Consider the following 25,246-nt stretch of genomic DNA (forward strand, 5'->3'; position numbering starts at 1 on the left):
TCACCCCGGGGGAGGGTGGGCGGTCCCGTGTTCGAAGGCTTACGATCCACTGTTGTGTCCAAACTGACCGACGTGCCCAAACGGATCCTGATCGGGCGCGCATTGCGCAGTGATCGGCTCGGAGAAACGCTCCTGCCGAAGCGCATCGCCCTGCCCGTCTTCGCTTCCGACCCGCTGTCCTCCGTGGCCTATGCGCCCGGGGAGGTGCTGCTGGTCCTGTCCATCGCGGGCGTGTCGGCCTACCACTTCAGCCCGTGGATCGCGCTCGCGGTCGTCGTGCTGATGTTCACGGTGGTCGCCTCCTACCGTCAGAACGTCCACGCCTACCCGAGCGGCGGCGGCGACTACGAGGTGGCCACCACCAACCTCGGCGCCAGGGCCGGCCTGACCGTCGCGAGCGCGCTGCTCGTCGACTACGTCCTCACCGTCGCCGTCTCCATCGCCTCCGGCATCGAGAACCTCGGCTCCGCGATCCCCTTCGTCGTCGAGCACAAGGTGGTCTGCGCGGTCGCCGTCGTCGTGCTGCTGACGCTGATGAACCTGCGCGGGGTCAAGGAGTCCGGGAAGCTCTTCGCCATCCCGACGTACGTGTTCGTCGCGGGCGTCTTCATCATGATCGCCTGGGGTGCGTTCCGCGGGCTCGTCCTCGGCGACACCATGCGGGCGCCGACCGCCGAGTACACGATCAAGGCCGAGCACCAGGGCCTGGCCGGTTTCGCACTGGTCTTCCTGATGCTGCGCGCCTTCTCCTCCGGCTGTGCGGCGCTCACCGGCGTCGAGGCGATCTCCAACGGTGTGCCGGCCTTCCGCAAGCCCAAGTCGAAGAACGCGGCGACCACGCTCGCGGCGATGGGCCTGCTGGCCGTCACCATGTTCTGCGGCATCATCGTGCTCGCCCTGACCACCGATGTCCGCATGGCCGAGAACCCGGCCGTCGACCTGCTGAAGAACGGCGTCGGGGTCGGCCCCGACTACGTCCAGAACCCGGTGATCACCCAGGTCGCCGAGGCTGTCTTCGGCAAGGGCAGCTTCTTCTTCGTGGTCCTCGCGGCGGCCACCGCGCTGGTGCTGTTCCTCGCCGCCAACACCGCCTACAACGGCTTCCCGGTGCTCGGCTCGATCCTCGCCCAGGACCGCTACCTGCCCCGCCAGCTGCACACCCGCGGCGACCGGCTCGCCTTCTCCAACGGCATCGTGCTCCTGGCCGGCGCGGCGACCTTCCTGATCATCATCTACGGCGCCGACTCCACGCGCCTGATCCAGCTCTACATCGTCGGCGTGTTCGTGTCCTTCACGCTCAGCCAGACCGGCATGGTCCGCCACTGGAACCGCCATCTGGCCACCGAGACCGACCAGGCCAAGCGCCGCCACATGGTCCGCTCCCGGGCGATCAACACCTTCGGCGCCTTCTTCACCGGCCTCGTCCTGGTCGTCGTCCTCGTCACCAAGTTCACGCACGGCGCCTGGGTCGCCCTGCTCGGCATGGTGATCTTCTACGCGACGATGACGGCGATCCGTAAGCACTACGACCGGGTCTCCGACGAGATCGCGGCGCCCGAGGGCCCGAGCGACGACAGCGTACGGCCGTCCCGCGTGCACTCCGTCGTGCTGATCTCGAAGATCCACCGCCCGACCCTGCGGGCCCTCGCCTACGCCAAGCTCATGCGCTCCGACACCCTGGAGGCGCTCACCGTCAACGTCGACCCGACCGAGACGAAGGCGCTGCGCGAGGAATGGGAGCGGCGCGGGATCGACGTACCGCTGAAGGTCCTGGACTCCCCGTACCGCGAGATCACGCGGCCGATCATCGAGTACGTCAAGGGCCTGCGCAAGGAGTCGCCGCGCGCCGCCGTCTCGGTGATCATCCCGGAGTACGTGGTGGGCCACTGGTACGAGCACCTGCTGCACAACCAGAGCGCGCTGCGGCTGAAGGGGCGGCTGCTGTTCACGCCCGGCGTCATGGTGACCTCCGTGCCGTACCAGCTGGAGTCCTCCGAGGCGGCCCGGATGCGGGCCCGCAAGCGGCAGGAGTGGAACGCGCCGGGTGCGGTGCGGCGCGGTCCCGCGGAGCAGGGCCGGGCGAAGGAGGCGTCGGGTTCGGCGACCGGCGCCTCGGGCACCTCGTCGGAGTCGTAGCGCCCGGCGACCCGCTTTTTGGCGAACGGCCGGACGACAGCCACGTAGACTGGTGGGCTGTTGTCCGGCCGTTCCTCGTTCGACGTTGTGGAGTCACCCCGCCATGCAGGCAGAACCGAAGAAGACCCTGGTGGGGAATGAGTACGAGGTCGAGATCGGCCCCGTCGCCCACGGCGGCCACTGCATCGCCCGCACGGACTCCGGTCAGGTGCTCTTCGTCCGGCACACCCTGCCCGGTGAGCGGGTCGTGGCCCGGGTGACCGAGGGTGAGGAGGGCGCCCGCTTCCTGCGCGCGGACGCGGTGGAGATCCTCTCCGCCTCCAAGGACCGGGTCGAGGCCCCCTGCCCCTTCGCCGGCCCCGGCCGCTGCGGCGGCTGCGACTGGCAGCACGCCAAGCCCGGCGCCCAGCGGCGGCTCAAGGGCGAGGTGATCGCCGAACAGCTCCAGCGGCTCGCGGGCCTCACGCCCGAGGAGGCCGGCTGGGACGGCACCGTGATGCCGGCCGAGGGCGACAAACTCCCCGCCGGACAGGTGCCGCAGTGGCGTACGCGCGTGCAGTACGCGGTGGACGCCGAGGGCCACGCCGGTCTGCGCCGGCACCGCTCGCACGACGTGGAGCGGATCGACCACTGCATGATCGCCGCCGAGGGCGTCAGCGAACTCGGCATCGAGCGGCGCGACTGGAGCGGGATGGCCACGGTCGAGGCGATCTCGGCGACCGGCTCGCAGGACCGCCAGGTGATCCTCACCCCGCGGCCGGACGCACGGCTGCCGATCGTGGAACTGGACCGTCCGGTCTCCGTCATGCGGGTCGGCGAGAAGGACGGCGGCGTGCACCGCGTCCACGGCCGCCCCTTCGTCCGCGAGCGTGCGGACGGCCGTACCCACCGGGTCGGCAGCGGTGGCTTCTGGCAGGTCCACCCCAAGGCGGCGGACACCCTGGTGACCGCCGTCATGCAGGGCCTGCTGCCGCGCAAGGGCGACACGGCCCTCGACCTGTACTGCGGCGTCGGCCTCTTCGCCGGCGCCCTGGCCGACCGCCTCGGCGAGAAGGGCGCGGTCCTCGGCATCGAGTCCGGCAAGCGCGCCGTCGAGGACGCCCGGCACAACCTCGCGGACTTCCCCCGGGTCCGCATCGAACAGGGCAAGGTCGAATCCGTCCTGCCGCGCACCGGCATCACCGAGGTCGACCTGATCGTCCTCGACCCGCCCCGCGCGGGAGCGGGCCGCGCCACGGTGGCACACCTGGTCTCCCTGGACGCCCGCCGGATCGCCTACGTCGCCTGCGACCCCGCCGCCCTGGCCCGCGACCTGGGGTACTTCCGGGACGGGGGGTACCGGGTGCGGACGCTGCGGGCGTTCGATCTCTTCCCGATGACGCACCATGTTGAGTGTGTCGCGATCCTTGAGCCTGCAGCAAAGGGCTCCTGACCTGCAGGTTCGGATGGTGTGCGTTATATGCGGTGTGGGCGTTACGGGCGATGTCTTGAAGCACGTTTGACGCATGCGACGCATGTCTGACGCACGTTCTGATGTGACGTCAGGTGTCTTGGAGCAGTTCGGGAGCCCGAGAGGGCCGGGATCTGGTCGGCGGCGACGTATTCGGTGTAGTCGATGCGGGCCTGCCGTATCGCGGCTTCCCAGTGCAGTCTCCGCTGTCTGACCGCTTCCAGGTCTGCCAGTCGTCTGCGCTCGGCGGCTTCTCCGCGGAGAGTCACTTCCTGTGCGATCTCTGCGAGCCGGTCTTCCAGCGGGCGGCCGGAGGGGGCGTAGTCGGAGCGGGCGATGCGCACCCAGGAGTACGTCTTGGCCTCGGCGAGCTCGGCGCCGATGTGGTGGAGGAGCGCCGCGCGTTGCTCCGGTCTCGGCGACGTGTCCTCGAGGCCCGGTGGCAGTGACGAGTGCCTGAATGAGCCGCAGGGCTCGCCTCTGGATGCCCTGGGTAAGACCTATGGGCAGGGCTTCACCGTCCGGGAGATCGCCGACATCATGCGGACGCCCACCGGGACGGTGCTGTCCCTGCTGCGCAGGGGCCGCGGTCGACTGCGGTCGTTGCTGGGGCAGTGGTCAGGGTCTGGTCAGTTCGAACCAGACCGACTTTCCGCGCCCGCTGGGGGAGTTGCCCCAAGAGGAGGCCAGGGCATCGACGATGAGGAGTCCCCGGCCGTGTTCCGACTCCCTGTCCGTCTCACCCGAGGCGAGCACGGGTGCCGGCAGGGGTGGCCGAGGATCGGAGTCGCGTACGTCGACACGCAGCCGGTCGGTGTACTCCCGGAGCCGGACCTCGACCTCGCTGTCGGCGTGCACCAGACCGTTGGTGACCAGTTCGGTGACGGCCAGCTCAAGGTCGGGCGAGACGGCTTCCCAGTCCCATGACCGTGCCTGCGTGCGCAGGAACCGGCGGACGTCGGCGACGGCACGAAGGTCGTGACGCTGGACGAACGTTCGTGCCACTCGCTGGCGTCGGTCGGCACCCAGGCCCAGGAACTGGGCGATCAACACCACCGCGTCGTCGTCCCGTCGGCCGCCGGTGCCCGTGATGTCGAGCAGGTGGTCGGCCAGGATCTCCAGTCGCGGTTCGCCGGGTGCCGCGAGGCATGCGGACAGGGCCTGGGCGCCTTCGTCGTGCGGCACTGTGTGGGAGCGGATCAGCCCGTCCGTGTACAGGACCAGGACGGTTTCCGCGGGGAGTGGGACCCGCGCGGAGCCGTAGGAGGTGTCGGGCCGCACGCCGAGCGGTATGCCCTGGGGCAGTTCGGGGGTCGTGAAGGGGCGGCCGATGTGGCCGAGCAGCGGTGCCGGGTGTCCCGCGGACGAGATTTCGGCGGATTCGGCTTCCGGGTCCAGCCATACGCAGCAGCAGGTGGCGAGCAGGTCGGTGCCGAGGTCTGAGAGGAGTCGGTTGGTGCGGGTGAGTACATCTGCCGGGCGGTGGCCTTCGGCGGCGTAGGCGCGGATCGCGCTGCGGATCTGGCCCATGGTCGTGGCCGCACGTGGTGTGTGTCCCTCCACGTCGCCGATCACCAGACCGAGAGCGCCGTCGGGGAGGTTGACCACGTCGTACCAGTCGCCGCCGACGGTACCGGTCGTCGCCGTCACGTAACGGGCCGCGATGTCGACTTCCGCGTGGTGGGGGAGAGCATGGGGCAGCAGTCCCTGTTGCAGTTCCTGGGCCAGCCTGCGTTCGGTCTCGAACTGCCGGGCCCGGCCGATGGACTGAGCGAGGAGCTGTGCCACCGTGGCCAGGGCGGCCCGTTCTTCCGCCCTGAAGGGGCGCTGGTGGTCGAAGCCCAGGGCGAGGGTTCCGGTGTCGTGTTCGTCGATCACCAAAGGGAGCAGGCAGTAGGCTGAGATCGGTTCGTCCGTGTCCACGGCTTCGAAGAAGAGGGGCCGCTCCGGGGGCGGAACTGGGTCGGTGGTCGTCTCCTCTTCCCACGCGCCCGTCGAAGCGTTCGTGAGGCGCGCGGCGAGCGCGGGGCCCGCTCCGCTGTAGCCGAGAAGGCGCGGCCGCCCTTCGTCGATGACCGAGATGGCCAGACACCGGGCTCCGAAGGGTTCCATGATCCGCGTGATCGCCGTCTCGACGACGTCCCGGAGACCGGGGGCCGAGCTCAGCTCGGCGGCGAGTCGGCCGATCTGGTAGACCAGCGACAGGCTCACCGACTCCAGCAGGGTGTCCTCCTCTGTGGGAGGAGCCAGGATGAATCTCGGCGCTACGGCGTGGTGCCTTCGTGGGGGCAGGCCGGCGCGCACGCGCAGAGCCCGGGAGAGTTCCTTTGCGACGCTCTGGCAGTGGTGCCGCATCCTGGCCGACGAGGCCGCCCATTCGACCGGGTCGGCCCACACGATGACGATGACCCCGAAGGACCGTCCGTCGTCGTTGACCAACGGAGTGGCCACTATCGCGTACGGGAACGACATGGCCGGGCGGACGCCGCTGGGCGTCTGTGACCGGACACGGACACACTGGCGGCCGGTGCGGTAGGCGACGGCTCCGGTGTACCGGTCGTCGTCGACCGGATGCCGGTCCGCCACGGTGAAGATCGACAGCGGGTCGCCGACCACGACGACGTTGGCCAGTGTCCGGCCGTCTTCCAAGGGGAGCATCGCGGCAGCGGTGGTCGCCTGCAGCTCGCGCACCGCGTTCCGCAGTGCTGTGGCGAGCATCCGGTCCTCCGCGCCGAGAGCCGTCACGGGACTCGCCGCTCTAGCGAGATTTCCCTCGTCTCCCATTGCCGCTCCAGAGGGCCGATCCCCTTGTTCGAGGCTATACCGCATAGCCTCGGCGTTCGCCTCGAACGGCTCGCCCGTCGAGGCTCGGGCGATGGCGCCCGCGTGACGGGTGCGGCGGTGTTCCCGGCCTTGACCCGCGCCGGTGACCAGCAGGGCCCGGTGCTGAGGGTAGCGCCGGGAAACCCGGTCTGACCTCGGCCGATGGCGCGTTTTCCGCGCACAAACATGCGTCAGCTCGTCGTTGACCGGCGATCCGCGGCGGGGCCAGGGTGAGGGGGACAGGAGAACCCGGTCCCTTGTCCCGGTCACCGAACTGCGTGCAGGAGGCCGCCATGTTCCAGACACACATCCGTGAACACATCCACCGCGTGGACGACTCCGAAGCGGTTGCCGTCGAGGCGGCCCCGGTCGGCATGCCGACCGCACCGGCTACCTGCCGCGAGCTCTTCTTCCAGCGCTGCCTGTGGTGCGGCACTCCGGACTACCGGCGCCGGTTCTGTCGTGCCTGCGGATCCGTGGCCTTCGCTCTGGAGCGCAGCGCGGGTGTCGGAGTCGTCGTTCGCCGCAACGGCCACGCCCAGCACAACACGTGGTTTGTCGCGATGGACGAGGGCTTCCACCTGCTCTGCCAGGTCGTCGGGACGGCGCCGGTCGTGGTGGCGGTGGGAGCGAGCGTGACTGTCGTACAGGCCGTCGCGCCAATTGGCCGGGGCCTTCCCACCGTCGAACTCACTCACCCTGGCCAGCCGTCGAAGCGCTGGTGGTGACGCCATGCGGTGCCGCGACAGCAGGTCGGGCGTGACGATCAGAAAGGAGGGTGCGTGAGCATCCAGCACGACGTGCCGGACGGATGGGTCGGCGGCCTTCAAGGAGTGGAGCCGGGGGCGCTGGACGGCCTGCGCATCGCCGACTTCTCCCGGGTCCTTGCCGGGCCCTACGCCACCATGCTCCTCGGCGACCTCGGTGCCGACGTGGTCAAGGTCGAACGGCCGGGCATCGGGGACGAGACCCGGGCCTGGCACCCTCCCGCGGACAGCGACGGTACCTCCACCTATTTCCTGAGCGTCAACCGGAACAAGAGGTCGGTCGTCCTTGACCTGACCACGGAGTCCGGCCGCGAACAGGCCCGTGCCCTTGTCGCCGAGTGCGACGTGGTGGTGGAGAACTTCCGCCCCGGCACGATGGAGCGGCTGGGCCTGGGGTATGACGAACTCCGCGCCCGGAAACCAGAGTTGGTTTATTGCTCGATCAGTGGTTTCGGCAGCGGCGCGGGTGCGGCGATCCCCGGCTACGACCTGCTGGTGCAGGCCGTCGGCGGGCTGATGAGCGTGACCGGCACCGCGGAGGGTGAGCCGGTGAAGGCGGGCGTGGCCCTGGTCGATGTCATCACCGGCCTGCACGCCTCTCTCGGTGTCCTCGCCGCCCTCCGGCACCGCGACGCCACCGGGCAGGGCCAGCGAGTGGAGGTGAACCTGCTCGGCTCGCTGCTGTCCGCGCTGGTCAACCAGGCGTCGGCGTTCGCCGTCGCCGGCGTGATACCGGGCCGCATGGGCAACGCGCATCCGAGCATCGCCCCGTACGAGACCTTCCCCACCGCCGATCGTCCCATCGCGCTCGCCGTGGGCAACGACCGGCAGTTCGCGGCGCTCGCCGAGGTCGTCGGGAACGCCGGTCTCGCTCGCGACGGCCGCTTCCGCACCAACGCCGACCGGGTCACCCACCGCGCCGAACTGCGGGACATCCTGACCGAGCGACTCAGCTCCGCAGGCGCCGACCACTGGTCGACCGTCCTGCTGGCGGCCGGGGTGCCCGCCGGACCGGTCAACACCATCGACGATGCCTTCGCCTTCGCCGACAGACTCGGCCTTCCCGGCATCGTCGACATGCCCGTCGCCCTCGCCGACGGGGAAGGAGGCCGGCCATCCCGCCAGATCGCGCACCCCATCGCGTTGAGCGGGACACCCGCGCAGTACCGCTCGCCCCCGCCCCGTCTGGGCCAGCACACCACGCAGGTCCTCCACCGTCGGTCGGACGGGCCCGACCGTGCCCCCGTGTGACCCGGAGCACTCCCCCGACCGTTGGGGGCGTCGGCACGGAGATCCGACCGGCACCACCTATTTCCCATTCCTGATGACAAGGAGCCCGACATGAGCGGCAAGCCGCTGAAGGACCCTCTCGACCTGCTCGACATCGCCTCCACTCTCACCGACGAGGAGCGCGAGATCCAGGTCACCGTGGCCAAGTTCCTGGCCGACCGGGTGCGCCCGCACCTCGGGGAGTGGTTCGAGAACGCCCACTTCGCCCGGGAGCTCGCTCCGGAACTGGGCAAGCTGGGGGTGCTCGGCATGCACCTCGACGGCTACGGCTGCGCCGGGACCAACGCCGTGTCCTACGGCCTGGCCTGCCTGGAGCTGGAGGCGGCGGACTCCGGTTTCCGCAGCTTCGTCTCCGTACAGGGCTCGCTGTCGATGTTCTCCATCTGGAAGTGGGGTACGGAGGAGCAGAAGCAGGAGTGGCTGCCAAGGCTGGCCGCCGGTGAGGCGATCGGCTGCTTCGGCCTGACCGAGCCCGACTTCGGCAGCGACCCCGCCGGGATGCGCACCCGGGCGGTGCGCGACGGCGGCGACTGGATCCTGAACGGCTCCAAGATGTGGATCACCAACGGTGGTATCGCCGATGTGGCCACCGTGTGGGCGCAGACCGAGGGCGGCGTCCGCGGCTTCCTCGTACCGCGCGGCACACCGGGCTTCACCACCCAGGACATCAAGCAGAAGATGTCGCTGCGCGCCTCGATCACCTCCGAGCTGTACTTCGACAACGTGCGGCTCCCCGACTCGGCGCGGCTGCCCCTTGCACAAGGTCTGCGCGGCCCTCTGTCCTGCCTGAACGAGGCCCGCTTCGGCATTCTGTTCGGCGTCGTCGGCGCGGCCCGCGACTCGCTCCGGGCGGCCATCGAGTACGCCGACTCCCGGGTGCAGTTCGGCAAGCCGATCAGCGCCTTCCAGCTCACCCAGAAGAAGCTCGCCGACATGACCGTCTCCCTGGGCAGCGCGGCCCTCCTCGCCCTGCACCTGGGACGACTCAAGGACCAGCACCGCATCAGGCCCGAGCAGATCAGCGCCGGCAAGCTCAACAACGTCCGGGAGGCGATCGCGATCGCGCGGGAGTGCCGCACCGTCCTGGGGGCCAACGGCATCTCCCTGGAGTACTCGCCGCTGCGCCACGCCAACAACCTGGAGTCCGTGCTGACCTACGAGGGCACCGGCGAGATGCACACGCTGGTCGTGGGGCAGGCGATCACCGGCCACCCGGCGTTCCGCTGACCACCCAGGACTCAAGGAAGACGACCGTGAACATCGTCGTACTCGTCAAGCAGGTCCCGGACACCGCTGCCGAACGCACCCTGTCCGAGACCGATCACACCCTTGACCGCGAGAGCGCCGATCTCGTCCTGGACGAGATCAACGAGCGCGCCGCGGAGGAGGCCCTGGCCCTGAAGGAGGCGGTGGGTGCCGAGGTCACCGTCGTGTCCATGGGACCCGACTCCGCGCTCGACGCCATCCGCAAGGTCCTGGCGATGGGCGCCGACTGCGGCATCCACATCTGCGACGACCGGCTCCAGGGCGCCGACATCGTGACCACTGCGAAGGTGCTGGCAGCCGCCGTACGGACCGTGGCGGACGTCGACCTGGTCCTCGCGGGCAACGCGACGACCGACGGACAGGCGAGCGCGGTCCCCGCCGTCGTCGCGGACCTGCTCGGCCTGCCCCCGCTGACGCATGCGCGGGAGCTGACCGTGGAAGCGGGACGGGTGCGCGCGGAGCGCGAGACCGAGTACGGCGAGGCGACGCTCGGCGCGCAGCTGCCCGCGCTGGTGAGCGTCACGGAGAAGATCAACGAACCGCGCTACCCCTCCTTCAAGGGGATCATGGCCGCCAAGAAGAAGCCGGTGGTGACGGTCGACCTCGACGATCTGTTCCCCGACGCGGACGACACCGGATTCCTCGCAACCCGTACCCGCGTGGTGGAGGCCGTCCCGCGTCCGGCACGGATCGCCGGAATCCGTGTCACGGACGACGGTTCGGCCGGCCGGAGGCTCGTCGATTACCTCATCGCCCAGAAAATCATCTGAAACCGCCCCGAACACGAAGCAGGCACCCATGCCCGATGTCCTCGTCCTCGTCGACCACGATGGGGAACGTGTCCACAAGTCCACGCACGAACTCCTCGCCGCCGCACGGCGGTTGGGCGCCCCGGCCGCAGTCGTCGTGGGAGCCCCCGGCACGGCGGCACGCCTCGGTGAGACCCTCGCCCGCCACGGCGCCACCTGCGTCTACGCGGCCGAATCCACCGAGGCGGACGTGTTCCTCGCCACACCGGCCGTCGACGCCTTGGAGCTGGCGGTCCGGGAGACCACCCCTGCCGCCGTTCTGGTCTCCGCGACGGCGGACGGCAAGGAGGTGGCCGGGCGTCTGGCCACGCGGCTGGGCGCCGGGCTGCTGATCGACGCGGTCGACCTGGACTCGTCCGGCGTGGCCACCCAGATCGTCTTCGGCGGGTCGTACACCGTGCGCTCCCAAGTCACCCACGGCATACCGGTCATCGCCGTGCGGCCGGGGTCCTTCGAGCCGGAGGAGCATCCTGAGGAGGCGGAGGAGCAGAAGCTCGTCCCGCCGCCGATCGATCCCGCGGCATCGGCGCGTATCACTGCCCGTCGCGCCGCGCTCGCGGGTGATCGTCCCGAACTCACCGAGGCGACCGTCGTCGTGTCCGGCGGACGCGGTGTCGGAGGAGCGGACGGCTTCAAGGTGGTCGAGGAACTGGCCGATGCCCTGGGAGGCGCGGTGGGTGCCTCCCGCGCTGCGGTCGACGCCGGCTACTACCCGCACCCGTACCAGGTCGGACAGACCGGAAAGTCTGTTTCGCCCCAGCTGTACATCGCCCTGGGCATCTCCGGGGCCATCCAGCACCTTGCCGGGATGCAGACCTCCAAGACGATTGTCGCGGTCAACAAGGACCCGGAGGCGCCGATCCTCGAACTCGCCGACTACGGAGTGGAGGGAGACCTGTTCGCAGTGGCGCCCCAGGTGACGCGGGAAGTGGCCGTCCGCCGCGCGGGCGGCTGACGAGGCCTCTCGGGGACACCGCTTTCGAGGTCCGGGCCGTCCGGCCAGGCCAGGGGGAGAGACACCGTGCTGTTTGCGGAGGGGCCGAGGGCCGGCTGTGACGTTCACATAGAAGCGGAGCATGCGATGGCTCGACGGCGCGGAAGGACCGCCTGCGATCGGGGCGCGTTTCGCCGGGTACGACCACCATCGGCTGGTCGGCGACTGGCATACAGTCTCCCATGTCGTCGAGCTGGCGAAGCAGCGGGTGTTCAGCTGGGCGGTCGTCGATCCCGACGGCCGGTACGGCGACCCCGCACCGGATCCCGCAAAGCCCCTGGCCACCTGGCACTTCGCACTCAGGCCGGAGGGGACCGGAAGGCTGCGGCAGGTCGCGCGGATCGGGCCGGGCCGCTCCGGGATCAGCCTGGCGAGCGACCAAACCCGGAGCTGGAGGAAGTGATCGTGGCCTTCCGCCTTGCCGAGCTCCGCACGAACATCGAAGCCACGTTGCTGGGCATCAAGGTGCTCGCGAAGAGGCCCGCCGAAGGGCGTCGCAGCCCGTGCCCTGCCCGTTCCGGACCAGCCGACAACACCTCGACAAAGCGGTGATCCACCTGTGCCCACCGAACACGCCTGCCAGTCCGCGGCCGAACTCGCCGCACAGCACCTCGACTCGCTGCGCCCCTTCCTGCAAGCCGGTCATCCGCACGGGAGCGGGACGGGCGGCATCGGCGACTGGCCGCTCGGCGCAGCGGCCCTGCTCGTCGTCCTCGCCGGCCTCCGAGCCGATCGGCCCGGTGAGCTGACGCTCTGGCACGCCCATGCCGGCGAGCGGATCCGCGAGGCCCTCGGCCCATTCGTCGCCAGGACCGAGGGGCTCCGGCCGCAGCGGCAACCACGGGGGTGGGAGGCTTTGGCGATGGTGCAGCAAAGAGCACAGGAGCTGCTCACAGACCTGGCCGACGGCAGCCGCCTGGGCCGGCCGGGCGAGCTGTCGGGACAGCTGGCGCTGGTGGAGGACGCGCTGGCCGGGGCCCTGCGGCGCATGGCCGTGCCGGAGGCGGCATCGACGCGATGCGCTGCGGCGCTCGCGGAGACCGCCGGTTCACTGTTCGGCCTGCGCCCGTCCGCACCCCCGCCACCCCACCACACTCCACCGCTGCCCCCGCCCCTGCCGGCCCCGAAGCCACCTCTCCCACCCGACTTGACCGCGAGCATCCTGTTCTAGCGGGTCTTCAACCTGGCCGTGCCGTCGCTCGGCGGCCTCGTCGGAGCCCACGCGGTGGTCGTCAGGCCGAACCGCCGCCCGGCAACAGCGCGGCCGGTGTGGTAGGGCGTACGGCGACCATGCTGGGCCGGGACCCGCTGAGCCGCCATCGGCTCAGCACGCGGCCAGACGACGGAACCGGCTGCCGTGGAACACCAGCGGCGCCCGGTCGGGTTCGGCCTTCAAACGGTGGATCTCCAGCAGCACGATCGTGTGGTCACCGCCCGGGACCTCGGAGTGGATCGAGCAGTCCAGCCAGAGGTTCGCGCCGTGGACGTACACGCTGCCGTCCTCGCCGGCCTCCCAGCCGACGCCCGCGAACCGGTCGCCGTTTCTGGAGGCCAGCGAACGGCAGACCAGATCCTGTCCTTCGGCCAGCACGCTCAGGCCCAGGCGGCCCTGACTCCGCAGCCTCGGCCAGGTCGACGAGGTGTCCTGGACGCAGACCGACACCAGGGCCGGTTCGAGGGAGACCGGGGTGAACGTGCTCGCGGCCATGCCCACCGGCGTCCCCGAATCAAGCGCGCACAGGGCTGTCACCCCGGACGGGAAGCAGCCGAACGCCTGGCGCAGCACGGCGGGATCCGTCGGTGTCGCGACGAGCGGGCTCATCGGACGTCCTCCTGACCGGAAAGCACGGCGCCCAGGCGCCGCAGCGAGCCGTTGTTGCCCGCCACGTGCTGGGAGACGCAGCGCAGGTCGCGCCAGCGACGCTGCATCGGATGGGAGCTGTAGAGCCCCGAGCTGCCTGACAGCGTCATGATCTCGTTGAGGATGCGGATGCCCTCGTGGTGGATGTGCTGGTGGCCGCCGGTGTAGTCGAACCACTCCGTGGGGGTCGGCTCCTCACCCGCGAGCGCCCGGTCCATGACGACGCGGCCGGTCTGCTCCAGCAGGGCGTTCAGCGCCACGGTACGCAGGTGCAGCTCGGCGAACTTCTCCTGGAACACCGGATCCGCGCCGATGACCATCCCGGGGTTGAACGCCGGCCGTTTGGTGGCGGCCAGTTCGGCGAGATCGTCGAGCGCACCCTCCAGGCAGCCGATGACGACGGCGTCGTGCGAGGCACCGGTGGCGGTGTACGGCAGGCCGTAGAAGGGAGCGGGGATGTTGTTGCCGCCCACCAGCGGGCCCGTGAAGCGTTCGGGCACGAAGACGTCGTCCATCGTGAAGTCCGTGCTCTGAGTGGCACGCAGGCCCACCGCGTCCCAGGTGTCGAGGAAAGTGGCCTGCTCGGGGCGGATCAGCGCGATCCGCATGTCCGGGCGCCCGTCCGGCAGCTGGGGCGCGCCCTCGACCACGAAGCCGGCGAGCATCCAGTCCGGCGTGAACGAGCCGCTGGCCAGCGGCCAGCGCCCGCTGAGGCGGTAGCCGCCCTCGACCGCCGTCGCCCTGCCCTTCGGGGCTATCGCCCCACGCAGCATCAGGTCGGCGCCGTCCCCGAACACCTCCTTCTCAAGTGTCTCCCGGGACAGCGACCGTACGAAGAACCAGGCCATCGAGGCCGCCTGGACGGTCCAGCCGGTCGAGCCGTCGGCCCGCGAGATCTCCCGGACCACCCGAGCGCTCGCCACGAGGTCGAGCTGCTCGCCGCCCCAGACCCTGGGCAGGCTCATCCGGAACACACCGGCCTCGCGCAGGGCGGTGATGATCTCCGCGGGAACGGCCCGGGCGGCCTCGGCCTCGGCGGAACGCGCCGCGATCTCGGGCAGGTGCGCGCGGACACGGCCGAGCACACCGTGGCCGGTCCTGGGGTCGTGGGACGAGGTGGACTGAAGCAATGTCGTCATGATCGATCCTTGTGAGTGTGTGCGATCCGTGAGCCCGGAACCGCGTGTCGCTGGTGAGGGCGCATCAAATGGCCGCAGAGAAACGGTCGTTGCGGCGCGGGGGTCACGGAACCGCCGACCGAGGCGCCCCGGTCACTGCCCGCATGATGTGGGGCGGGGCGCAGGTCCTGCTTGTGTCCGGGAGCACCGGAAATTTGTGTGGCTGAGAACACTTCCCGGGGGCCGGTTGCGGATGGCTCAGAGGGACTTACCATCCTCGTCAGGAGTGCCGTCCGCGCCCGTTTCCCGGTGCCGGCACCGCCGGGAGGAGAGCCGCATGCCCCGGATAGCGACGCCGAGCGACGGCACGGCAACCGACAGACTGGACTGCTGGCGCGAAGCCGTCGGCCAGAACCTCGTGCCCCTGGATGTCCTGCCGCGCGAGAGCGCCGACTTCAGCGCGTCACTGCACGCCGTACGGGTCGGCCAGGTGCAGATGTCGGTCATCTCGGCCGCGCCGCACAGCCTCGCGCGCACCCGCCGGCACATCGCCTCCGACGCGCCCGACTACCTGCAGCTCACCCTGCAGCTCACCGGACACGGCGTACTCACCCAGCGGGACCGCCAGGCCCAGGTCGGGCCGGGCGAACTGGTCGTCTACGACACGCGCCGTCCCTTCACCTACGACCTCAACGAGTCCCACAGCGGTCTCGTGCTGATGTTCCCGCGGGCCATGCTGCCGTTGGCGGAGCGCGAGCTGGCGCGTGTGACGGCGACTCCGGTGCCCTGCCACGACGGCCTCGGCCAGGTGGTGCTGCCCCTCCTGCACGGGCTGGCGCGGCAGATGGAGCACCTGGAATCCCGCGGCACGCCCCGGCTCGCCGACAACGTGGTCGGCCTGATCGGCACGCTGCTTGCGGAGCACGCCGACACGGACCCAACGCAGCTGGAGAACGGCCCGGGCCTGCTCGCCGAACGCGTCCTCAGCTACATGGAGCAGCGGCTCGCCGACCCCTGTTTGAGCCCCGAGGGGATCGCGGTCGCCCACCGTATCTCCCGCCGCTACCTGTACAAGTTGCTGGCGGCGCAGGGACACACGGTCGCGGGCTGGATCCGGGAACAGCGCTTGGCCCGGTGCCGACGCGACCTCACCGATCCGGCCCTGGACCACCTTCCGGTCGGTTCCGTCGGCGGGCGCTGGGGCTTCGCCGACCCGGCCCACTTCAGTCACGCCTTCAAGGCGGCGTACGGCATGAGTCCCCGGGAGGCGCGTGCGGCACGTCGGTGACGTCAGCCGGCCGCAGCGAAGCAACAACCCCTACCGAGCGGCTTCTGGCGCGCCCTCAGGCCGCCCGGTAGTCGAAGAATCCACGCCCCGACTTGCGGCCCAGCAGCCCTGATTCGACCATGCGGCGCAGCAGCGGGGGAGGGGAGTACAGCGGTTCCCGGTACTCCTCGTAGAGCGCCTCGCCTATCGCCGCCACGGTGTCCAGCCCGATGAGGTCGGCCAGGTGGAGCGGCCCCATGGGGTGGGCGCAACCGGCAGTCATCCCGGTGTCGATGTCCTCCGCAGTCGCCGTGCCGGAGCCGACCATCCGCACCGCCGACAACAGGTAGGGGATCAGAAGGGAGTTGACCACGAATCCCGCGCGGTCCTGCGCGACGATCGTCTTCTTGCCCAGGATCTCGCCGGCGAAGGCCCGCACCCGCAGTTCCGTGGCCTTCGAGGTGTGCAGCGAGGGGATGACCTCGACCAGGGGCATGGCGGGAACCGGGTTGAAGAAGTGCAGGCCGACCACAGTGTCCGGACGTCCGGCCGCGGCGGCGAGCCGGGCGATGGGGATCGAGGAGGTGTTGCTCGCCAGCACCGCGGTCGGATTCGTGGTCATCTCGCCCAGCCGCCGGAACAGCGCCGTCTTGGCCTGCTCGTCCTCGACGGCGGCCTCGATGACCAGATCGGCCCCGGCCAGGCGGGAGAGGTCGCCCGTGACGGAGACACCGGCCAGAGCGTGCGCGCGCTCCTCGGACCTGAGGGCACCGCGCTTCTCCGCCTTCAGCAGGGAGTCCGCCACACCGGCCAGGCCCGCCCGGGCCCGGTCCTCGGTCACGTCGCACAACGTGACGTGCAGCCCCGCCCGGGCACAGACCTCGGTGATGCCCCGGCCCATCTGGCCCGCGCCTACGACGCCCACGTGCCTGATCGCTGTCATGTGTTCCTCCGCCTGTCCCTGGGTCGGGCGGCGGTCGACGGACCCCGCCACGGTGGGTGCTGCCGTGTTGAGCGTAGGCCGATCACACCCCCTCTGACCTGCTCGGACAGTGCGTCATCCGCGTACAAACATGCACCGGTTCGACGATGGCCGAAGGCCCACGACGGACGGCGTCGACCGCATGCCTGCGAGGCGTCGGGCCGATGCCGGACGCCTGCTGCGGATCCCCGTCTCAGGCGGTGGCGGCAGCGGCCTCCCTCAGTCGGCGGATCACACCGCGAACCGCCGGTGAGGTCTCCCCCCTGCGGTAGGCGCCGACCAGCCGGGTGGTCAGCGCCACGTCCACGAGCGGACGGTACGCCACTCCCGGGATCTGCACACGCCGCAGCGAATCCGGTACCAGTGCCACCGCGAGACCGCCGCCCACCAGCGTCAGAGCAGCGATGAAGTCCCGCACCGGGGGCGCACACCGCGGACTGAACCCCCCTTGGTCCGCCACTTCGAGGATCTGGTCGCGGCAGCCGTACTCCTCGTCGAAGTGCGGGGCCACGAAGTTCTCGTCACACAGCTTCGCCGCCGGTATCGCCTCGTACGCCGCAAGCGGGGCGGCGGCCGGCAGCGCCAGGACGACCTGCTCGGTGAGCAGACAGGTGGCCGTGACGTCCGGCGGGTACTCCGGCCGCCAGCGCAGGAAGCCGACGTCGATGTCCCCGCACGCCAACGCCTCCAGCTGGGCAGGGGTCTCCAACTCGCGGACCTCTACGGTGAGTTCGGTGCCGGAGGCCGCGCAGCGGGTGAGGACGGCGGTCAGCACTCCGGAGAACGCGGCCGAGGCGACGTACGCGATCTGGGCGTGTCCCAGCTCCCCGCGGCCGGCCCGCCGGCCCACCGCCTCGGCGCGCGCGGCCTGCTCAAGCGTCAGCCGTGCCTCTTCGAGAAACAGCCGCCCGGCGCTGGTCAGGGCCGGGCGGGTGCGCCGACCGCGGTCGATCAGCCGTACGCCCAGATGCGACTCCAGCGCCCTGATCTGGGCGCTGAGTGCCGACGGTGCCAGGTGCAGGCGATCCGCCGCCCGAGCGAAGTGCAGCTCGTCCGCGACGACGACGAACGATTCCAGCCAGCGCAGTTCCATCGCTTCCTCCATCCCGCCGGGAATACACACCCCGCGGCGGCGTCAGGGCAGAACAGGACCGCCGCAGGGTGAGTTCGGGGGCGTTACGGTTCAGGGGATCACGACGTAGTTGCTGAATCCGCCGTCGAGGTCCGTGGCGCGTCCCGAGATCGCTTCGTTGACCTTCGTCAGCGGGAACGGCTTGGTGATCAGGTACGACAGGTCCAGGGCTCCGCTGGCCACCATGTCGGCGACCTCCTGGCCCTGCGCGGTGCTGAACCAGTTGGAGCCGATCAGCTGGACCTGCTCGTCCATCAGCCACTTCACGTCCACCGGCAGCCGGTCGGCCACACCGCCGACGTTGACCACCCTGCCACCGCGACGGACGCCCTGCATGGAGTCGAGCATCGTCTCCACCGGGGCCTTCGCGCCCAGGGCGCTGATGACGAAGTCCGCTCCCTCGCCGCCGGTACGCGACTTCGCCCAAGCACCTGTGGAGCCCTCGCCCAGCCGCATGACCTCGATCCGGTCCGGGGCCAGCTCCTGGACACGCTTGAGGAGTTCCTCGTTGCGTCCGGTCCCGAGGACCCTGGAGACACCCGAGGCCAGCGCGAGGAGGGTGGAGGCGACGCCGAGGGTGCCGGTGATGCCGTCGATCAGCGCGACCTGGCCGGGACCGGCCACGGCGTGTCTGAGGGCGCCGTAGGAGGTGCCGATGTAGCCCAGTTTGCCGGCCTGCTCGAACGTCATGTTGTCCGGGATGTTGACGATCGAGTACTGGGGCGCGGTCATGTACTCGCAGAAACCGCCGTAGGGATAGAGGTCGAAGATCCGCTGGCCGTCGCGGGAGGTGCTGAAGTAGCCGTTCAGAGTGAAGTAGCGGCAGCGGCTGAGCTCGCCTCCGCGGCACACCTGGCAGCTCCCGCAGGACCGCAGTGGGCTGACATACACCCGGTCACCGGGCTTGGTGTTCAGCACCGCCTCGCCGACCGCCTCGACCACGCCGGCGGGGTCCAGGCCGAAGATCGCGGGCAGCTTGGGCAGCGGCTGGTGCGGATACCAGGTGGGCCAGTTGTTGATCACGTTGGCCATGTTCGGCACGATTCCGCATGCCTTGACGCGCACCAGCACGTCGGTCGGCCGCGGGGCGGGCACGTCGACCGTGTCCACGGACATCGGCTCACCGAGCGTGTGCAGTCGTGCAGCGAGCATCTTCGCCATTGAAATACTCCTTGAAACTGTTCCGTCCCGACGGGTCGAGGGCCGGAGGCATTCTTTTCGGCGACCGAGGCGGCGGAACTGCGGCTCGGTAATCACATTCGATGTGGTGATGGGCCGTACGGCGCCGAGTGCTACGAATTCGGGAACGGGTTCGGGTAGTTGTCCTCGAGGTCGATGCCCAGCAGGCCCATGATGCGGACGCCGGAGTTGTACCAGGCGATGGACAAGGACAATTCGACCATTTGCCGGTCCGTCAGGTGCTCGGCGGTGGCGCGCCACGTCTCCTCGGAGACGTCGACGTGGAGTGTGGACTCCTTGGCGAGGCGCATGACAGCCCGCTCCGTCTCGTCGAACAGACCGGACGACTCGAAGTCGGCGACGGCGGCGAGCTGCTCCTGGGTAAGGCCCGCTCTGAGTCCGTGCGACTGGTGATGCGCGACCTCGTAGGCGGACCGGGTCGCGTGGCCCACGGTCAGGATGGCCAGTTCACGCAGTTTCGGGCTGAGGTCGGCGGCCCGCAGCGCGTTGGCGTAGGTCAGGAAGGCGTCCAGCTGTGCCGGTGCATGGGTGAGCGCGAGGAAGATGTTCGCGGTCGGGACCTTGCGCTCGGTCTCCAGCCGGTCGTAGAGCGGCTTCAGCGATTCGTCCGCGTCCTCGCGGCGAACGTAGGGAACTCGTGCCATGGCGTCTCCTTGAGGGACGGGCGAAGGGAAGGGTCAGGGCAGGGGCTGTTCGAGGAGGAACCGTTCCAGCGACATCGGATTCGGCGGTTCGGCCGGCGAGGTCTGGGGCGTGCCGGCGAAGGGTGACGCCTCGAAGTACCACTTCTCCAGTGCGGGCAGGCCCCAGCGGGCGTTGGTGCTCAGAGAGGCGGCGTCCCAGCGCACCGGTTCGACCTCGGTGTCGATGGTCTGGTAGTGGCTGTTGAAGACCTCCACCCGGTGGCCGTCGGGGTCGCGGAGGTAGGCGAACAGCATCCCGCCCGGACCGTGTCGTCCGGGGCCGCGCTCCACGCCGTCGCCGTAGCCGAGGATGCCGGCCCAGTCGCAGGCGCTGAAGATGTCGCGGCTCTCGGAGACGGTGTAGGCGAAGTGGTGCAGGGCGGGCCCGGTGTTCTCGACGATCGCGAGGTCGAGGCAGGTCCCCTTGCGGTACATGAACGCGCCCAGCAGTCTGTCGCCGTGCTCCAGGTACTCCGAGTTGCGGAAACCGAGTTCGCTGTAGAAGGCGCACAGCTCGTAGGCGTCGGGCGCGAAGATCTGGTAGTGGTCCAGTCGCTGCGCGTGAGCACCCTTGAACCGCGCGAAGTCGATGTGCAGCCGCGGCCGGGTCTCCATGTGCGCGCACAGTTCGAGCGGCGTTCCGATGGGGTCGGCGACGTGCAGGGTACGGCCCTGGTGGGGGACGTCGACCCACTCGGCGGGCAGCCCCCGCTCACGGAACCAGGCGTACGCGAGGTCGAGGTCCTCGTCGAAGAACACCCGGAAGCCGATCCTCCTGCAGGCGCCCGCGCCCTCGTCGGCCTGTTCCAGGACGAGGCTGTGGTGGCAGGCTTCCGCCAGCCCGCGCAGGTAGCAGGTGTGCTCGTCCTCGTCACTGACGACGAGCCCCAGCGCTCGCGCGTAGAAGTCGCGGCTCGCGGCCAGGTCGGCCACGGTGAGCCGGACATGGCTGGAGCGGGTGATGTTGAAACTCGGGCGCAGATTGACGGGTGGCAGCATGCTGGTCTCCGTGCTCCGATCGGCTCTTGATTTCGATGACTGTAATTCTTCGAAGCCGTTTTACGGCTTGGTCGTGGAAGGCCCGGTTCCGGCGAAAGCGAACGCGGACCATCCGCTGAATTCTGCGGAGTCGCCGAGGGACTCTTCGATACGCAGAACCTCGTTCCACTTGGCCATGCGTTCGGAGCGCGTGAACGAGCCGACCTTCAATTGGCCGGCGTCCCAGCCGACGCTCAGATGTGCGATGGTGACGTCCTCGGTCTCGCCGGAGCGGGCCGACACGATGGTGCCGAAACCGGCGTCCTTCCCGGCGCGCAGGGCCTGGTACGCCTCGGTGACCGTGCCCGCCTGGTTGGGTTTGACGAGGACGGCGTTCGCCGCACCGTTGGTGGCCGCCGCTTCGACCCGTTTGGCGTTCGTGACCAGGTAGTCGTCGCCGATGACCTGGCATCGGTTTCCGTAGCGACGGGTGAACTCCATCATGCCCTCGTGGTCGTCCTCGCCCACCGGGTCCTCGACGGACAGGATCGGGTACTGCTCGATCCAGCCGCCCAGCATGTCGATCAGTGCCGCCGTGTCCAGGGTGCGGTCGTCGAGCGCCAGCGTGTACTGGCCCGCGCTGCCGAACTGCGAGGCCGCGAGGTCCAGGGAAATGCCGACCTGGGTCGAGGGCGCGAAGCCGGCGGTCTCGATCGCCCGGGTCAGGGTCTCCAGCGCCTCCTCATTGGAGTCGAAGGCAGGCCAGAAGCCACCCTCGTCGGCCACCCCCTGTGCCTTGCCCGCCTTCCGCATCAGGCTCCCGGCCGCCCGGTAGATCTCCGCCGTCCAGTCCAGTGCCTCGGAGAAGCTGCCTGCCGCGGGGCAGACGACCATGAAGTCCTGCACATCGACGCGGCGGTCCGCGTGGGCGCCGCCGCCGAAGATCTGGATCTCCGGCAGCGGGATGCGCACCGGCCGACCGCCGGCCAGGTGCTGCCACAGCGGTACACCCGCCGACGCGGCGGCGGCGTGCAGGACGGCCATGGAGGTGGCCACGATCGCGTTGCCGCCGAGACGGCCGCGGTCGGGGGTGCCGTCGAGGTCGATCAGGAGCCGGTCGACGGTCTCCTGGTCGGTGCTGTCCAGGCCCAGGAGGGCGGGCGCGATCTCGTCGTTCACCGAGCCGACCGCGCGATGGACATCCAGACCGCCGAAGCGGGGGCCGCCGTCGCGCAGGTCGAGCGCTTCGCCCTGGCCCGTCGAGGCCCCGGCCGGCGCTATGGCCCGCCCGATCGCGCCGTTCGCGAGGTGTGCCTCGACCTCTACGGTCGGTCGACCGCGTGAGTCCCACACCCTGCGGCCGTGGAGCTGGGCGATCCGCGCGTCTGTCATGGCGGTGCGACCTTTCGGAGTCGGGATGGTACAGGTGGCGAGCGGGCCCGTGCGGGGGCCTGTCGTCGGACGAGGGACACGCTGCGGTCGGCGGCAGGCCGGACCGGCGCGAAGGGCGCCATGGGCAGCTGCCCTCTCCATGAATGCTAACGATAGCGCAATCGTGCGAGGCTGCTCCGATGGTGTCAAGAGTCTGGTGGCGAGAGGGTGCCCGGGATTTGGCATGCGCTCCACGGTCGAGAGCGGCGCCGTCTAATGCTATCGTTCGCACGGCCGGATGGTATCCCGGCCGGTACCCCGGCGGACCCGCTCTTCCTGGATGGAAGGACAGCACAGGTGCGCGGGTCCGCCGGACCGGATCACGGCCTTCAGGAAAGCGAGCCCGACATGGAACCCGAGCCCTCCATGGCACCCATGACCCTCACCACCGTTGTGGCCAGCACACGTCCGGGACGTGTGGGCAGGTCCGTTGCGGACTGGTTCACCGCCAGAGCCGCAGAGGACGAGCGGTTCGAGTCGCACACCGTTGACCTCCAGGAACTCGCGCTGCCCTTCTTCGACGAGCCGCATCCGCCCGCGCTGCGGCAGTACACCAAGAGCCACACCCGCGCCTGGAGCCGCATCGTCGACGCGTCGGACGCCTTCGTGTTCGTCACCCCGGAGTACAACGGGAGCTTCCCCGCCCCGTTGAAGAACGCCTGGGACTACCTGGTCGTTGAGTGGCGGCACAAGCCGGCCGCGTTCGTCAGCTACGGAGGAGTGTCGGCGGGTACGCGGGCGGCACAGATGGGCAAGCAGGTCGTGGCGAATCTCAGGATGCTGCCGATCGGTCCGACGGTGAGCATTCCGTTCGTCAGCGAACTCGTCGAGGACCGCGGTTTCCGGCCCGGCAAGATCCACGAGGCCGCGGCCGAGCAGGTGCTCGACGAGCTGGCGCGTACGTCGCGTGTCATGCGTGGGTTGCGCGGCGGGACGTACTGAGTCGGATCCGACATGACGAAGGCGCCCGGAGCGATGCACTCCGGGCGCCTTCGTCATGCACGGGAGTCAGTCGATGGCCGTGGCCCGAGTGGTCTCGGACGGGGCCCTGCCGTCGGGAGGCGCCGTGCTGCCGCGCAGGATCAGGGATCCGGGGGAGACCGACGTGTACGGGCCGTCGTTGCCCGCCTTGGTCTTGAGCCGACGCATCAGCCACAGCGCGCAGCCGGTGGCCATCTCCTGGATCGGCATGCCGATCGTGGTGAGTCCGGGGCCCCACCAGGAGAAGCCGGGTTCGTCCCCGAACCCGACCACGGACAGTTCGCCGGGCACCTTCACGCCCTGCTCGGACAACTCCTTCAGGACCCCCAGGGTGAGCTGGATCGATCCCAGGACGAGCGCGGTGGGTGCATCGGGTCCGCGCAGCAGCCGACGCACCGCCCGGTGCCCGTGGTCCACGGAAGAGGGTGGCCCCAGCTCCGTGCGCCCGGCATGGTCCGGAAGTCCGCCCTCCCGCAGGGCGGTGCGGAAGCCGCGCAGACGGTCGGCGCCTGTCGGCAGTTCCTCGGGCCCGCCCAGGTAGGCGATGTCGGTGTGGCCCAAGGCCACCAGGTGGGCCGTGGCCCGGCGCAGCGCCTCGTGGTCGTCCACGCCGAACCACTGGGAGCCGAGCGAGGGGTGGCGGCGCAGCAGTTGCAGGTGCGGCAGGGCGCGCAGCAGTTTCACGGACTCGTGGTGAGGGCGTGCGGTGGGCACGATGATGACGCCGGCCACACGGTTCGCGGACAGCTCCCGCAGATGGCGCAGCTCCACCATCCGGTCGTCATCGGTCTCCGAGAGCATCAGCTGGAAGCCCTCGGCCTCCATGTTCTTGGACAGCTCGTGCGCGATGGTCGAGTAGAAACTGTTGCGGATGTCCGGGATCACCAGCGCGACCACGTTGCTGGAGGCGCCCCGCATCATACGCGCCGCGTGGTTGCCGACGTACCCCATCTCCGTAGCGGCTTGCCGAACCCGGAACTTGGTCTCGTCGCTGATCCGCGCGTCGTCGGAGAGGGCCCGGCCGACCGTCGAGACGGAGACCCCGAGGCGTTCGGCGATGTCCCTGGTCGTGACCACGTAAGGGGCCTCCTCGGTTCACTGGTCCCATGCTGTCGCTTTCGGTATGCCAACGATAGCGCGCATCGTCGCGCTCCGTGGTCGGACGGGTGGCGTCCCTCAATCGATCATTCTGAATGTGCTAACGTTAGCATTGTTGGATGAGCCGTGCAGCCATCCGTGGCTGCCCAGTTGCGGAGGTGTCCGTGCGGATCGTCAGATACGCCGTCGACGGCGTGCGTCACTACGGAGAACTCGAAGTGGGCGACTCCAGGATCGCGCGATTCGAAGGTGATCCATATACCGGGCTGGCGCCCACGGGACACGTCGACCAAGTCGGTGACGTTACTGTGCTTCCGCCTCTTGACCGACCCCGGATCTTCGGATTCGCCTACAACTACGCCGCGCACGTCGACGAGACCGACCGCGAGATTCCGGACGTTCCCGTGTGCTTCATGAAGCCGAGCACGGCGGTTGTCGGGCCGGGGGATGCCATCGTCTATCCGGCTGATGGTGAAATGATTCATTTCGAGGGCGAGTTGGTTGTCGTCATCGGAAAGGAAGCCCGTCATGTGAAGCCTTCCGAGGCCCATGAGTACATCCTCGGCTACACGTGTGGAAATGACGTCAGCGATCGCGTCGTCCAGCGCAAGGAAAGCAAATACGGGACGCTGCTGATAGGGAAGGGCCAGGACACGTTCGCGCCTCTCGGCCCTGTCATCGCCACCGGGCTCGACCCCGCCAGGCTCTCCCTGACGACCCGGGTGAACGGCACCGTCGTGCAGTCGGCGAGCACGGCCGACCTGCTGCTGGCCGTCCCTGACATCGTCAGCTACCTCAGCCGCCATCTGACGCTGCTGCCCGGAGACGCGATCATGACCGGCACTCCGTCCGGGGTCGGGCCGATCCGTCCCGGGGACGAGGTCGAGGTCGAGATCGAGGGCATCGGCGTCCTGCGGAACCCGGTCGTGGCCGAGAGCCGCTGACCTGGGTCGTTCACTCGAAGGCCATACGTTCCGGGG

The 25,246-nt window shown here is 69.7% G+C and carries 22 protein-coding genes; 12 read left to right on the forward strand and 10 right to left on the reverse strand.

The genetic code is table 11. The features are described 5' to 3' along the window. The first annotated feature begins 54 nt into the window (after window positions 1–54). Together ACYQ8Q_RS33635 and ACYQ8Q_RS33640 are read left to right on the forward strand one after the other, a co-directional pair. On the forward strand, window positions 55–2,136 hold the full coding sequence (locus ACYQ8Q_RS33635; RefSeq protein WP_460070380.1) for an APC family permease: 2,082 nt from the start codon (window positions 55–57) through the stop codon (window positions 2,134–2,136). Between the two features lie 103 nt (window positions 2,137–2,239). Then, complete coding sequence (locus tag ACYQ8Q_RS33640) at window positions 2,240–3,568, forward strand: class I SAM-dependent RNA methyltransferase (protein ID WP_460070381.1); 1,329 nt, start codon at window positions 2,240–2,242, stop codon at window positions 3,566–3,568. A gap of 636 nt (window positions 3,569–4,204) precedes the next feature. On the opposite strand, the gene ACYQ8Q_RS33645 is transcribed toward ACYQ8Q_RS33640, so the two are convergent. After that, complete coding sequence (locus ACYQ8Q_RS33645) at window positions 4,205–6,304, reverse strand: ATP-binding SpoIIE family protein phosphatase (protein WP_460070382.1); 2,100 nt, start codon at window positions 6,302–6,304, stop codon at window positions 4,205–4,207. Between the two features lie 398 nt (window positions 6,305–6,702). Here ACYQ8Q_RS33645 and ACYQ8Q_RS33650 point away from each other — a divergent pair, with 398 nt between their 5' ends. The 7 genes from ACYQ8Q_RS33650 to ACYQ8Q_RS33680 all read left to right on the forward strand — a co-directional run bounded on the left by ACYQ8Q_RS33650 (window position 6,703) and on the right by ACYQ8Q_RS33680 (window position 12,706). Beyond that, a complete protein-coding gene (locus ACYQ8Q_RS33650; protein WP_460070383.1) occupies window positions 6,703–7,137 on the forward strand; it encodes a PhlB family protein in 435 nt (144 codons plus the stop codon). A gap of 60 nt (window positions 7,138–7,197) precedes the next feature. Further along, window positions 7,198–8,427: a CaiB/BaiF CoA transferase family protein gene (locus ACYQ8Q_RS33655; RefSeq protein ID WP_460073603.1), complete on the forward strand. Its 1,230-nt coding sequence runs from the start codon at window positions 7,198–7,200 to the stop codon at window positions 8,425–8,427. Window positions 8,428–8,517: 90 nt separating this feature from the next. After that, complete coding sequence (locus ACYQ8Q_RS33660; RefSeq protein ID WP_460070384.1) at window positions 8,518–9,693, forward strand: acyl-CoA dehydrogenase family protein; 1,176 nt, start codon at window positions 8,518–8,520, stop codon at window positions 9,691–9,693. Between the two features lie 26 nt (window positions 9,694–9,719). Further along, window positions 9,720–10,502 carry an electron transfer flavoprotein subunit beta/FixA family protein gene (locus tag ACYQ8Q_RS33665; RefSeq protein ID WP_460070385.1) on the forward strand — a complete coding sequence of 261 codons (783 nt, stop codon included), beginning with the start codon at window positions 9,720–9,722 and terminating at the stop codon, window positions 10,500–10,502. Between the two features lie 28 nt (window positions 10,503–10,530). Then, window positions 10,531–11,496, forward strand: coding sequence for an electron transfer flavoprotein subunit alpha/FixB family protein (locus ACYQ8Q_RS33670; RefSeq protein WP_460070386.1), 966 nt, complete (start codon window positions 10,531–10,533; stop codon window positions 11,494–11,496). Between the two features lie 121 nt (window positions 11,497–11,617). Then, window positions 11,618–11,938 carry a hypothetical protein gene (locus ACYQ8Q_RS33675; protein ID WP_460070387.1) on the forward strand — a complete coding sequence of 107 codons (321 nt, stop codon included), beginning with the start codon at window positions 11,618–11,620 and terminating at the stop codon, window positions 11,936–11,938. 156 nt (window positions 11,939–12,094) lie between these two features. Further along, window positions 12,095–12,706, forward strand: a complete 612-nt coding sequence (locus tag ACYQ8Q_RS33680; protein WP_460070388.1) for a hypothetical protein — start codon at window positions 12,095–12,097, stop codon at window positions 12,704–12,706. Between the two features lie 153 nt (window positions 12,707–12,859). Here ACYQ8Q_RS33680 and ACYQ8Q_RS33685 read toward each other — a convergent pair whose 3' ends face one another. Both ACYQ8Q_RS33685 and ACYQ8Q_RS33690 read right to left on the reverse strand, forming a co-directional pair. Continuing rightward, window positions 12,860–13,357: a flavin reductase family protein gene (locus tag ACYQ8Q_RS33685; RefSeq protein ID WP_460070389.1), complete on the reverse strand. Its 498-nt coding sequence runs from the start codon at window positions 13,355–13,357 to the stop codon at window positions 12,860–12,862. Then, the gene (locus ACYQ8Q_RS33690) at window positions 13,354–14,535 is read right to left on the reverse strand and encodes an acyl-CoA dehydrogenase family protein (RefSeq protein ID WP_460070391.1); all 1,182 of its coding nucleotides are present in this window, start codon (window positions 14,533–14,535) and stop codon (window positions 13,354–13,356) included. Before ACYQ8Q_RS33690 ends, ACYQ8Q_RS33685 begins: the two co-directional genes overlap by 4 nt. A 316-nt stretch (window positions 14,536–14,851) precedes the next feature. Here ACYQ8Q_RS33690 and ACYQ8Q_RS33695 point away from each other — a divergent pair, with 316 nt between their 5' ends. Further along, entirely contained in the window at window positions 14,852–15,802 is a 951-nt protein-coding gene (locus tag ACYQ8Q_RS33695) for an AraC-like ligand-binding domain-containing protein (RefSeq protein WP_460070393.1), read from the forward strand. Window positions 15,803–15,857: 55 nt separating this feature from the next. Here ACYQ8Q_RS33695 and ACYQ8Q_RS33700 read toward each other — a convergent pair whose 3' ends face one another. The 6 genes from ACYQ8Q_RS33700 to eno form a co-directional block, all read right to left on the reverse strand. Beyond that, window positions 15,858–16,724 (reverse strand): 3-hydroxybutyryl-CoA dehydrogenase, encoded by an 867-nt coding sequence (locus ACYQ8Q_RS33700; RefSeq protein WP_460070395.1) that lies wholly within the window; start codon window positions 16,722–16,724, stop codon window positions 15,858–15,860. A 232-nt stretch (window positions 16,725–16,956) separates the two neighbouring features. Further along, a complete protein-coding gene (locus tag ACYQ8Q_RS33705; RefSeq protein ID WP_460070396.1) occupies window positions 16,957–17,868 on the reverse strand; it encodes a LysR substrate-binding domain-containing protein in 912 nt (303 codons plus the stop codon). Between the two features lie 78 nt (window positions 17,869–17,946). Next, the gene (locus ACYQ8Q_RS33710; RefSeq protein WP_460070397.1) at window positions 17,947–19,056 is read right to left on the reverse strand and encodes an alcohol dehydrogenase catalytic domain-containing protein; all 1,110 of its coding nucleotides are present in this window, start codon (window positions 19,054–19,056) and stop codon (window positions 17,947–17,949) included. A 131-nt stretch (window positions 19,057–19,187) separates the two neighbouring features. Beyond that, window positions 19,188–19,739, reverse strand: coding sequence for a carboxymuconolactone decarboxylase family protein (locus ACYQ8Q_RS33715; protein ID WP_460070398.1), 552 nt, complete (start codon window positions 19,737–19,739; stop codon window positions 19,188–19,190). Between the two features lie 33 nt (window positions 19,740–19,772). After that, window positions 19,773–20,777, reverse strand: coding sequence for a VOC family protein (locus ACYQ8Q_RS33720; protein ID WP_460070399.1), 1,005 nt, complete (start codon window positions 20,775–20,777; stop codon window positions 19,773–19,775). Window positions 20,778–20,837: 60 nt separating this feature from the next. Continuing rightward, window positions 20,838–22,148, reverse strand: coding sequence for a phosphopyruvate hydratase (gene eno / locus ACYQ8Q_RS33725; protein WP_460070400.1), 1,311 nt, complete (start codon window positions 22,146–22,148; stop codon window positions 20,838–20,840). Between the two features lie 405 nt (window positions 22,149–22,553). On the opposite strand from eno, the gene ACYQ8Q_RS33730 reads away from it, so the two are divergent. Then, window positions 22,554–23,129: an NADPH-dependent FMN reductase gene (locus ACYQ8Q_RS33730; protein ID WP_460070401.1), complete on the forward strand. Its 576-nt coding sequence runs from the start codon at window positions 22,554–22,556 to the stop codon at window positions 23,127–23,129. A gap of 66 nt (window positions 23,130–23,195) precedes the next feature. Here ACYQ8Q_RS33730 and ACYQ8Q_RS33735 read toward each other — a convergent pair whose 3' ends face one another. After that, window positions 23,196–24,245, reverse strand: a complete 1,050-nt coding sequence (locus ACYQ8Q_RS33735; protein WP_460070402.1) for a LacI family DNA-binding transcriptional regulator — start codon at window positions 24,243–24,245, stop codon at window positions 23,196–23,198. 140 nt (window positions 24,246–24,385) lie between these two features. On the opposite strand from ACYQ8Q_RS33735, the gene ACYQ8Q_RS33740 reads away from it, so the two are divergent. Then, window positions 24,386–25,210 carry a fumarylacetoacetate hydrolase family protein gene (locus tag ACYQ8Q_RS33740; RefSeq protein WP_460070403.1) on the forward strand — a complete coding sequence of 275 codons (825 nt, stop codon included), beginning with the start codon at window positions 24,386–24,388 and terminating at the stop codon, window positions 25,208–25,210. Window positions 25,211–25,246 lie beyond the last annotated feature (36 nt).

The sequence above is a fragment of the Streptomyces sp. YKOK-I1 genome, from assembly GCF_054660435.1.

Excerpts from the sequence above, each read along its gene's own strand:
- ACYQ8Q_RS33695 (WP_460070393.1), top strand. The coding sequence starts at position 14,852 with ATGCCCCGGATAGCGACGCCGAGCGACGGCACGGCAACCGACAGACTG.
- ACYQ8Q_RS33660 (WP_460070384.1), top strand. The coding sequence starts at position 8,518 with ATGAGCGGCAAGCCGCTGAAGGACCCTCTCGACCTGCTCGACATCGCC.
- ACYQ8Q_RS33685 (WP_460070389.1), bottom strand. The coding sequence starts at position 13,357 with ATGAGCCCGCTCGTCGCGACACCGACGGATCCCGCCGTGCTGCGCCAG.
- ACYQ8Q_RS33650 (WP_460070383.1), top strand. The coding sequence starts at position 6,703 with ATGTTCCAGACACACATCCGTGAACACATCCACCGCGTGGACGACTCC.
- ACYQ8Q_RS33740 (WP_460070403.1), top strand. The coding sequence starts at position 24,386 with ATGAGCCGTGCAGCCATCCGTGGCTGCCCAGTTGCGGAGGTGTCCGTG.
- ACYQ8Q_RS33640 (WP_460070381.1), top strand. The coding sequence starts at position 2,240 with ATGCAGGCAGAACCGAAGAAGACCCTGGTGGGGAATGAGTACGAGGTC.
- ACYQ8Q_RS33700 (WP_460070395.1), bottom strand. The coding sequence starts at position 16,724 with ATGACAGCGATCAGGCACGTGGGCGTCGTAGGCGCGGGCCAGATGGGC.
- ACYQ8Q_RS33670 (WP_460070386.1), top strand. The coding sequence starts at position 10,531 with ATGCCCGATGTCCTCGTCCTCGTCGACCACGATGGGGAACGTGTCCAC.
- ACYQ8Q_RS33705 (WP_460070396.1), bottom strand. The coding sequence starts at position 17,868 with ATGGAGGAAGCGATGGAACTGCGCTGGCTGGAATCGTTCGTCGTCGTC.
- ACYQ8Q_RS33690 (WP_460070391.1), bottom strand. The coding sequence starts at position 14,535 with ATGACGACATTGCTTCAGTCCACCTCGTCCCACGACCCCAGGACCGGC.
- ACYQ8Q_RS33715 (WP_460070398.1), bottom strand. The coding sequence starts at position 19,739 with ATGGCACGAGTTCCCTACGTTCGCCGCGAGGACGCGGACGAATCGCTG.
- ACYQ8Q_RS33710 (WP_460070397.1), bottom strand. The coding sequence starts at position 19,056 with ATGGCGAAGATGCTCGCTGCACGACTGCACACGCTCGGTGAGCCGATG.
- ACYQ8Q_RS33675 (WP_460070387.1), top strand. The coding sequence starts at position 11,618 with ATGCGATGGCTCGACGGCGCGGAAGGACCGCCTGCGATCGGGGCGCGT.
- ACYQ8Q_RS33720 (WP_460070399.1), bottom strand. The coding sequence starts at position 20,777 with ATGCTGCCACCCGTCAATCTGCGCCCGAGTTTCAACATCACCCGCTCC.
- ACYQ8Q_RS33730 (WP_460070401.1), top strand. The coding sequence starts at position 22,554 with ATGGCACCCATGACCCTCACCACCGTTGTGGCCAGCACACGTCCGGGA.
- eno (WP_460070400.1), bottom strand. The coding sequence starts at position 22,148 with ATGACAGACGCGCGGATCGCCCAGCTCCACGGCCGCAGGGTGTGGGAC.
- ACYQ8Q_RS33645 (WP_460070382.1), bottom strand. The coding sequence starts at position 6,304 with ATGCTCGCCACAGCACTGCGGAACGCGGTGCGCGAGCTGCAGGCGACC.